Origin of the sequence: Acidithiobacillus marinus (assembly GCF_002847505.1) — a bacterium.
GTDB classification, from domain to species: Bacteria; Pseudomonadota; Gammaproteobacteria; order Acidithiobacillales; family Acidithiobacillaceae; genus Acidithiobacillus; species Acidithiobacillus marinus.
Window position 1 is genome coordinate 24,475 of sequence record NZ_MXAV01000039.1, and the last position, 7,982, is coordinate 32,456.

Sequence of the window (7,982 nt, forward strand, 5' to 3'; positions counted from 1 at the left end):
TTCTCCGCTCAGGCTTCCAGGGCATGTACTTGCAAAGTGTATCCAAGACTTTTCAACTGCTTATAACGTTCTCTGGCCTGGTCTCTGGCAACGGGTGAGACCGGAATAAAATCTACCAGCCTTTCTGATTCGGGTAACGTTACAGGCAGCTTTTGCAGGTTACAAAATACTGCAACTTTACAAAAATCCGGCCAGGGGTCTTGGTAATGTATCCGCACAGCATTGCCAGCACCCAATCCATGCGGAATGAAAGCATTTGCCTGAAAAATCCAGAGCATGTTATCCACACTCTGGGCGGCTTCCAGATTGTCACAAAGAATATCTGCTTCCCCGACAACTTGCCAGACCTTGTTAATCACGCGACAAATGGCGCGTAACTGCTCTTGTGGCGTCAGCAGAGTTGCTGGTAAATCATAGAAGGAAGCTGTCTTGTGGGCAATCTGCACCACTTCAGGCGCTTTGACGGACCCGGTGAAGCAGATACTCCACCAGCAAGGAAACCGGACGCCCGGTAGCCCCCTTGTTTTCACCGCTTTTCCAGGCAACTCCGGCAATATCCAGATGCGCCCAATGATAATTCTCGGTGAAACGCGAGAGGAAACAGGCTGCCGTGATCGTACCCGCCGGCCGGCCACCAACATTGGAAAGATCGGCAAAAGCACTTTTCAGTTGATCCTGGTATTCATCATACAGGGGCAACTCCCAGGCGCGATCCATGCTTTCCTTACCGGCGTGGATCAGGTCATGAACCAGACCTTCGTTATTGCCCAGAACGGCGGCAGTTTGATGGCCCAGGGCAACGATACAGGCGCCGGTCAGGGTGGCCATGTCAATGACGACATCAGGTTCAAAGCGTTCTACATAGGTGAGGGCATCAGCGAGGATCAGACGACCTTCGGCGTCAGTATTGATGATCTCTACTGTCAATCCCTTCATACTCTTGTGGATATCGCCGGGTTTGGTGGCCTGACCGTCGGGCAGGTTTTCTGACGCGGGAACGACCGAAATGATGTTCAGAGGCAGTTTCAGCTCGGCGGCAGCCTGAATAACGGCCAGAGCAGAAGCGCCGCCACACATGTCATATTTCATCTCATCCATTTTATCAGCGGGTTTCAAGGAGATGCCGCCAGCGTCAAAAGTCAGGCCTTTACCCACAAAGACAATGGGTGCCTGATCTTCCGAACCACCCCAGTATTCCAGAATGATCAGACGGGGTTCCTGCCGGGATCCCTGGGCCACACCCAGTAACAGCCGCATACCCAAGGCCTCCATGGCATCGGGCCCCAGAATGGTACTTTTAATGCCGGTGCGTTCAGCCATGTTTTGGGCCTGGTCAGCCAGCCAGGTGGGCGTGCAGACATTGCCGGGTTCATTGGCCAAATCCTTGGCCCAAGCTACGGCTCGGGAAGTAGCCTGGGCTTCAGCGCAGGCTTGTTTGACAGCTGCTTCCTCTTCAGCACTGCCCGCTAAATGGAGATGGAGCTGGCTCAGGCTGCGGCGAGGCTTTTCTGAAGGCTCCTTGTGATGGTCAAACTGGTAATCACTGTCCATCACTGTTTGTACCAGGATTTTACTGAGAGCAGCGGGAGAGCGACGGGCTACAGGGGTGTCCAGCAGATAAAAGCTGGCCTGGACTATTTGTGCCTGACGCAGAGCTTTACTGGCACCCTGAATAGCCTTACAAAATTTGCTGTCACTCATCTTGCCGTGGGTGCCCAGGCCGAGCACCATCACCCGTGGAGCAGCCAGACCAGAAAGTTTATAGAGTATTTGGGTTTCTCCGCATTGGCCTGTGAAATCTCCGGTCGCCAGAAATGATTGGATGGCTCCTGCACTGGCCACATCGACCAGGGTGGCTGCCGGACTGAGGATGCCTTGTTCATAAACACCGACAATAATGCAATCCTGTTTGTCGGCACTTGGGTTATGGTTGTGAATGGCTATCTCCACGGCAAATCTCCTGATAATCTGTGTATGAGGAACATATATGAACGATGGTGTACAAAGTAAGCCCCAAGGCCGTCCCAAATCAAGACGTGTTCGGCAAGAGAATCTCTCATGACCCGCATTCGCTGGCAGATTATTCGTAATGTGACGGTCACTTTTCTGCTGACCTGTCTGGTCATACTGGCCATTTTAGCCATTGGTCAGCTGACCCAGCTCCTGAAACAGGTGGCTTCCGGGCAGTTGCCCCTGCCCATTGTGCTACAACTTCTGGGTTTGGCCGTGCCTACCTTGCTGGTCACTGTTTTGCCTCTTGCTTTCTTTTTTGCGGTCTATCTGGTTTTTAATAATCTCTATCGATCCAACGAAATGGTCGCTATTCGCAGTACGGGTACGGGGCTAGCTGGCTTGTTACCGGGAGTGGCTCTCGTGGTGGGTGTGGTGTTTTGCCTGGAACTGATACTTTCCTTATCCTGGGCGCCCGCAGCCCAGCGGACGCTTCAGGCAGAATCCGAGCGGCTCGCCAATGCTGCCGCCGAAGCCATGCTTCAGCCGGGCAGTTTTACCTCTTTGCCGGGGGGGAGGGTGATATACGTAGGTTCAGCTATGGGCAAAAATACCCACCGCTATCATGAAATCTTTTTGTCCATTGCTGATGGCAAGCATTCGGATATGGCTTCGGCAGCCTACGGTGAAATCATTCCGGATGATCACGGCGGGCTCAGTCTGGTGCTGATTGATGGTCAGCGTTATCTGGGGCAGCCGGGACAGGATGGTTTCAAGGTGCTGTCTTTTACCCGTTATCGGGTGATGCTAGACAATGCCGCCACACATAACAATCAGGCCGGTGGTATCAATTGGGATAGTGCTTCTCTGTCAACCTTAATGCACCACTTTCATGACGCTGACCGGCGGTATGCGGTTACCGAACTGCAATGGCGGCTGATTTGGCCGATAGCCCTGCCATTATTGGCGTTGCTGGCCATACCGCTGGCTTACAGTGACCCGCGCGGAGGTGGCAGGGCGGGGGGTATGTTGCTGGGAGTTCTTTTTTTGCTGGCGATCAACAATATCCTGATTTATTTCAAGGAGCACATGATGGCGGGAAAAATGCCTCTGTATCCGGGGTTTTTCTGGGTGGTATTCGTTATCGGGGCATTGTCGTTTTACACCTTCTGGCGCAGGAATCGGGATCTTGGCCTGCTTCCCATATGGTTTCGACAGGGGTTTTCATGAAGCGCGCCGATCAACTGCTGTTTAAGGGCTTACTGGCGTACAGCAGCATTGTGTTGCTGCTGCTGCTGGGCTTGGTCTATGTCGCCCAGTTGATTGCCAAATCATCGGGACCCGGGCATGGGACCTGGAGCATGGCAAGGCTCATGGAATATGCGGCATTGCAACTACCGGATGTGGCTTATGATGTCATCCCCCTGGCGTTATTGCTCGGCACCCTGATATGGATAAGTATTCTCAGTGGGCATTCGGAAGTCATCGCCCTGCGGATGTCCGGCTGGTCATTGTGGCGTCTGGAACAACCCCTGCTTCTGGTGGGTTTGATAGGCACCCTGTGCATGTTTGTACTGGGGGAGTGGGTGATTCCGGTGACGGCACCCGCTGCCGAAGCCATGTGGGCCAATGCCAGTCAGCCTGGTGTCGGCTTTCATAATATGGGAGAGCAAGGGCTCTGGTTGCGCAGCAATCATCAATTGATCCAGATCGGCGCTGTGGGGAATGATGGCAAATCTTTACAGGGCCTACATATGGTTTCGCTGAGTCCGGGCATGGTACAACTGAAGACTCTGACCAGCGCCAGCGCCGCCCACTTTGTAGGTGATCAATGGGTTCTGCAAAATGTGGTCATTGCCAGTATCACCCCGGATCAGATACGCATGCACCATCTGCAAAGCCAGCTTTGGAACATGGCGCTCACGCCTTCCACGCTGAGCAGCTTTGCGCATCCGACACGCACCATGACTCTGCCGACGCTTTGGCATAACTATCAGAATCTCCAGACGGGAGCACTTAAAATGAACCGCTTCGCTTTAGCCTTTTGGCAACGGCTGAGTTATCCGTGGGTAGGGCTCATCATGATTTTACTTGCGGTTCCCTTTGTTACGAGAAACCCTCGGGGAGGTGGTCTGGCCGCGCGGATTATGGCTGGTCTGATACTTGGGCTGGGTTTCCATTTTCTGACGGAGATGTCAGGTTATATCAGTGTGTCAGGAGGTATTAGTCCCTCCATTGCTACTATCATGCCGATTGCACTGTTTGCTTTTATTGCCTTTTTTTTGCACCGCATGGCCTAGCTAAAAAATTTAAGCCTATTTTGATTGTGGCACGAGAACTTTACATTATAATGGTATAGTTTCACCGGAATCAGCTAAGCCAGTATCAGTAGATTTATGGCTTGTATGGAGAGATGAACATGTCCCTGCCTTTGCTTGTTGAGCGTTTGCGTGATTATCATCAATGGCGCTTGCAAATCGCAAATGCTGTACATCAAATTGCCAAGCTCTCCGTAGACCTGGAAATTCTTCCCAGCGGCACCATGCTGCGTATGGATAATCTTTCTCGGGAGATTGCCAGCGATCAACTGCGTATCTCGTTTTTTGGCGAGTTTGCCCGGGGGAAATCAGAACTGATCAACGCCCTGTTTTTTTCAGATTTGGGCGCGCGGTTAATGCCTTCCGGCCCTGGTCAAACGACCATGTGCCCGGTCGAAATCACCTACAGCCACGAGACTCCTTCGTTGCAGCTGTTGCCTATTCGTAGTCGGACGCTCCACGATTCTGTCGAAAAGCTTAAGAAAATTCGTGATCTTTGGACGTTTTCTTTGCTGGACCCTGAAGACCGAAAGGACTGTACAGAAAAAATGGCGCAACTGACAGAAACCCTTTGCGTGCCTCTGGAAGAAGCCCGCAGGTATGGCTTGTGTGCGCAAGTCAAGGCATTTGGTGAGCAAAACGAGACTACGCATTGCAGCTCTTGTGGTGACGGCAAGGTGAAAATTTCCCGATGGCGCTATGCGTTATTGCAATGGGAACATCCAGTTCTGGAAGCGGGGTTGGTTATCCTGGATACCCCAGGTCTGAATTCTCTTGGCAGTGAGGCTGATTTGGGGCTGGAAGCTGCCAAAGGCGCTGACGCTTTAGTATTTGTGCTGAGCGCTGATTCTGGCGTGACCCAGAGCGATATGGCTATATGGGAACAGTCTTTGGGGCGCAGCACAATGCACAATCAATTGGTTGTGCTTAATAAGGTGGATACCCTCTGGGATGATTTGCGTTCACCTGAAGAAGAAGCCGAGGCTATTCGAAAGCAGCGGGAAAGAACCGCGAAGCATTTGGGCTTGAATCTGGAGCAGGTCATTGCTGCTTCAGCACAAAAGGGTTTGTTGGGGCGAATTCGCCATGAGCAGGATTTGTGTACGCGTAGTGGGTTGGCTGATTTGGAAAGTGCTATCGCAGAAATTTTGATCCCTGGGAAGCGAGCCGCCATTCTAGCCAGTGCACAAAGGTTGATCAATCGGGTGGTCATTGATCAGCGGGTGCTCCTGGAAGAGCAGGTTAAAAATCTCTGTAGTGAAATTGAAAGCATGGAGCGTCTGCAGGCGCAAACGGGAGAGCAATTGCCCCGTCTGCTGGAAAGACAGCAGAAACTGATGCGCACTTTCGCTGGGGATCGTGATACCTTCATTATGAAAGAAAAAGAATTTCTGGAATCTGCCAATACCTGGTTGTTGCAGGCGCTTTCTCTGGAAAAACTCGATCAGATTGTCGCTTCTGCCCGCGCGGAATTGCTGGCAGCCTGGACTACCGTGGGCATCTACGAACGATTCTCGAAGTTTTTTGAGGAAACCATCGCTCAGTTTGATAATGCCTTGGAACGTGCCAATCGCCTGTCGGCGTTGATGCTGGACGCTTATCGAATACTGGAACAGCAATATGGCTTACCCAAGCTGGATACCATGCCCTATGCCATTTTACCCCGCCGGGCAGAGCTGCTGGCGATGGCGGATCGTTATGAACGTTTTGGCAAACGCCTGGAAATAGCGGCCTCCACCCAGGGATCCGTAGTGCGCAAGGCTTTTTTCTCTTTGGCCCAACAAGTAGAAGCTTTTGTCGGGGAAACCCGGAAGGATTTACAGCAGTGGGTCAATGAATCTCTTGACCTGATGAACCGGCAGCTCGAGCTTTTTGCCACCCAGTCCCGGGAAAAATTGACAGCCCTGGAATCTATCGTCGACTCATCGGCCAATATCCAGCCGCGTATTCAGTCCCTGAGCCTGCAGCGCAAAGTTAAAGAGGATAATTTGTCTGCACTCAATGAAACTTATGCCTCGCTCTGTACCCTGCTGCAGATAGATAGTAGAGATGCAGTTCCGCAGAAAAATCATGCTGAAGTTTTTTCGTCTTAAAAAAATCTGCGTAAAACAAGCGGAAACTTTTTTATGCTGAAGATACTTCTGCTTCTGTTGCTGCTTTTCGGTTTGTTTTTTACCTATCATGCGCTTGTTAAAAATCGTAAGGCTAACAAGCAACTGAAAGCACAATTGGCTTTGCAGACGGCTTTGCAGGAAGTGAATCGATTATTGGGCGATTCTTTGACCCTTGAGCTCTCTTCAACGATGCGGCAGATGACAGACGTTTTGGCTAATCGTCTAAAAGCTTCGCTGGTATGGGTGGGTGTTCAAAAGAACGCGGAGGATTACGTCCGCATTCTGTCAGTTGGCGGACCCCGTCAGGATGTGATTGAGGGTTCCTCGTCATTTCAAGTGGGTAGCCTGAGATCCAGCTTGCCCAGGATCAGGTAGGCCATGTTGATAAAGTTCTTGTGCGTGCGGTAACCCCGAGCCTTGGCCTTGGCGGATTGAATGAGGCTGTTGAAACCTTCCAGAATTCCATTGGTGATCTGGCTCTCGAACCATCGGAGCACGCCATCCCAGTGATTCATGATGGTGTAGGCGACCTTGACGATAGGCGGCAGATCGCTGGTTCTGGCGTTTTCCAACCAGGCTTTCAAGAGGGTAGCCCCCTGATGGCGATTCTTGATCGTGAAGATGTCCTGAAAGGTCAGGCGGAACTGGTAGGCCTGCGCCGTCTTGAGGTTCTGGTCTTTGAGTAATGCCTGCAGCTTTTCTTTCTGCTTCACCTTGAGGTTGCAATCGTTCTTGAGCCAGAGCCAGCGGGTCTTTTTGAGATTTGGCTGAGTGAGGACTTCCCCCTTGCGCACGTCGTCCACGGCCTCGTTGACGAGCTTCATGAGGTGAAAACGATCGAAAGTGATCTCCGCATTGGGCAGGTGCTCGGCAGCCCCTTTCTGGAAGGCCGGCGAGAGGTCCATGCTCACATCGGTGATCGCTTCCGCGCTACCACCATGGGCCTGTAGATCTGCGGAGAATCTCTCAAAGGTCTTGGCATCCTTGCCGGGAGTAGCGAACAAGAGTCGCCGGGCATCCAGATCCACGAAGAGCGTGATGTAGTCGTGGCCGCGCCGACTGCTGGTTTCATCGACGCCGACGGCATGGACATGGGCCATATCCACTCTGGTACGGGCTTCTGGCACATAGTGGTCAATCACCCGCCACAGGAGCGTGTCGGTCTCGCCGACTAGGCGGGCTACGGTCAATACCGGCATCTCCCGCACCAGGGTCATGATCAGCGCTTCGAAGAGCAGGGTGAAATGCGAGCCTTCCCGTGCCCAGGGAACAGATATCTGATGCACTCCATGCTCCTGGCACTTCACACGAGGTACGCGGGCATGGAGATAGGCTTCATGCTGGAAGAAATCCATGTGCCGCCAAGTATGGTCACGGGTATCATGTACCGGACACTCCTCACCACAGACGGAGCAAGCAAAGCGACTACCCTTGGGAAAGTTGATGTGCAGATCCAGGCGTTTCTCCTCCACCGTGAAAGTCACATGATCCACCAACCACGGCGGAACCAATCCTAACGCGAGAGAAAACAGCTCTTCAGGGACCATCAGCTAACTCCAATTCAGGGCACGACCGCTCCACAGCATTCTACCCCCTACCC

At 52.4% G+C, this 7,982-nt stretch carries 7 protein-coding genes; 4 read left to right on the top strand and 3 right to left on the bottom strand.

Annotated features, from left to right (window positions below; all coding sequences use genetic code 11):
- Nucleotides 1–8 precede the first annotated feature (8 nt).
- Nucleotides 9–449, bottom strand: a complete 441-nt coding sequence (locus B1757_RS10565) for a DNA polymerase III subunit chi (protein ID WP_253253813.1) — start codon at nucleotides 447–449, stop codon at nucleotides 9–11.
- 1 nt (nucleotide 450) lies between these two features.
- The gene (locus B1757_RS10570) at nucleotides 451–1,950 is read right to left on the bottom strand and encodes a leucyl aminopeptidase (protein ID WP_101538276.1); all 1,500 of its coding nucleotides are present in this window, start codon (nucleotides 1,948–1,950) and stop codon (nucleotides 451–453) included.
- Nucleotides 1,951–2,058: 108 nt separating this feature from the next.
- On the opposite strand from B1757_RS10570, the gene lptF reads away from it, so the two are divergent.
- The 4 genes from lptF to B1757_RS10590 all read left to right on the top strand — a co-directional run bounded on the left by lptF (nucleotide 2,059) and on the right by B1757_RS10590 (nucleotide 6,757).
- Nucleotides 2,059–3,180 carry an LPS export ABC transporter permease LptF gene (lptF, locus tag B1757_RS10575; protein WP_101538277.1) on the top strand — a complete coding sequence of 374 codons (1,122 nt, stop codon included), beginning with the start codon at nucleotides 2,059–2,061 and terminating at the stop codon, nucleotides 3,178–3,180.
- Entirely contained in the window at nucleotides 3,177–4,250 is a 1,074-nt protein-coding gene (lptG, locus tag B1757_RS10580) for an LPS export ABC transporter permease LptG (protein WP_101538278.1), read from the top strand. The genes lptF and lptG overlap by 4 nt, the downstream gene beginning before the upstream one ends.
- Nucleotides 4,251–4,369: 119 nt before the next feature.
- A complete protein-coding gene (locus B1757_RS10585; protein WP_101538279.1) occupies nucleotides 4,370–6,361 on the top strand; it encodes a dynamin family protein in 1,992 nt (663 codons plus the stop codon).
- A gap of 33 nt (nucleotides 6,362–6,394) precedes the next feature.
- Entirely contained in the window at nucleotides 6,395–6,757 is a 363-nt protein-coding gene (locus tag B1757_RS10590) for a hypothetical protein (RefSeq protein ID WP_101538280.1), read from the top strand.
- On the opposite strand, the gene B1757_RS10595 is transcribed toward B1757_RS10590, so the two are convergent.
- Nucleotides 6,715–7,929, bottom strand: a complete 1,215-nt coding sequence (locus B1757_RS10595; protein WP_101536405.1) for an ISL3 family transposase — start codon at nucleotides 7,927–7,929, stop codon at nucleotides 6,715–6,717. The genes B1757_RS10590 and B1757_RS10595 overlap by 43 nt on opposite strands.
- Between the last annotated feature and the right edge of the window lie 53 nt (nucleotides 7,930–7,982).

Excerpts from the sequence above, each read along its gene's own strand:
- lptF (WP_101538277.1), top strand. The coding sequence starts at position 2,059 with ATGACCCGCATTCGCTGGCAGATTATTCGTAATGTGACGGTCACTTTT.
- lptG (WP_101538278.1), top strand. The coding sequence starts at position 3,177 with ATGAAGCGCGCCGATCAACTGCTGTTTAAGGGCTTACTGGCGTACAGC.
- B1757_RS10585 (WP_101538279.1), top strand. The coding sequence starts at position 4,370 with ATGTCCCTGCCTTTGCTTGTTGAGCGTTTGCGTGATTATCATCAATGG.
- B1757_RS10590 (WP_101538280.1), top strand. The coding sequence starts at position 6,395 with ATGCTGAAGATACTTCTGCTTCTGTTGCTGCTTTTCGGTTTGTTTTTT.
- B1757_RS10595 (WP_101536405.1), bottom strand. The coding sequence starts at position 7,929 with ATGGTCCCTGAAGAGCTGTTTTCTCTCGCGTTAGGATTGGTTCCGCCG.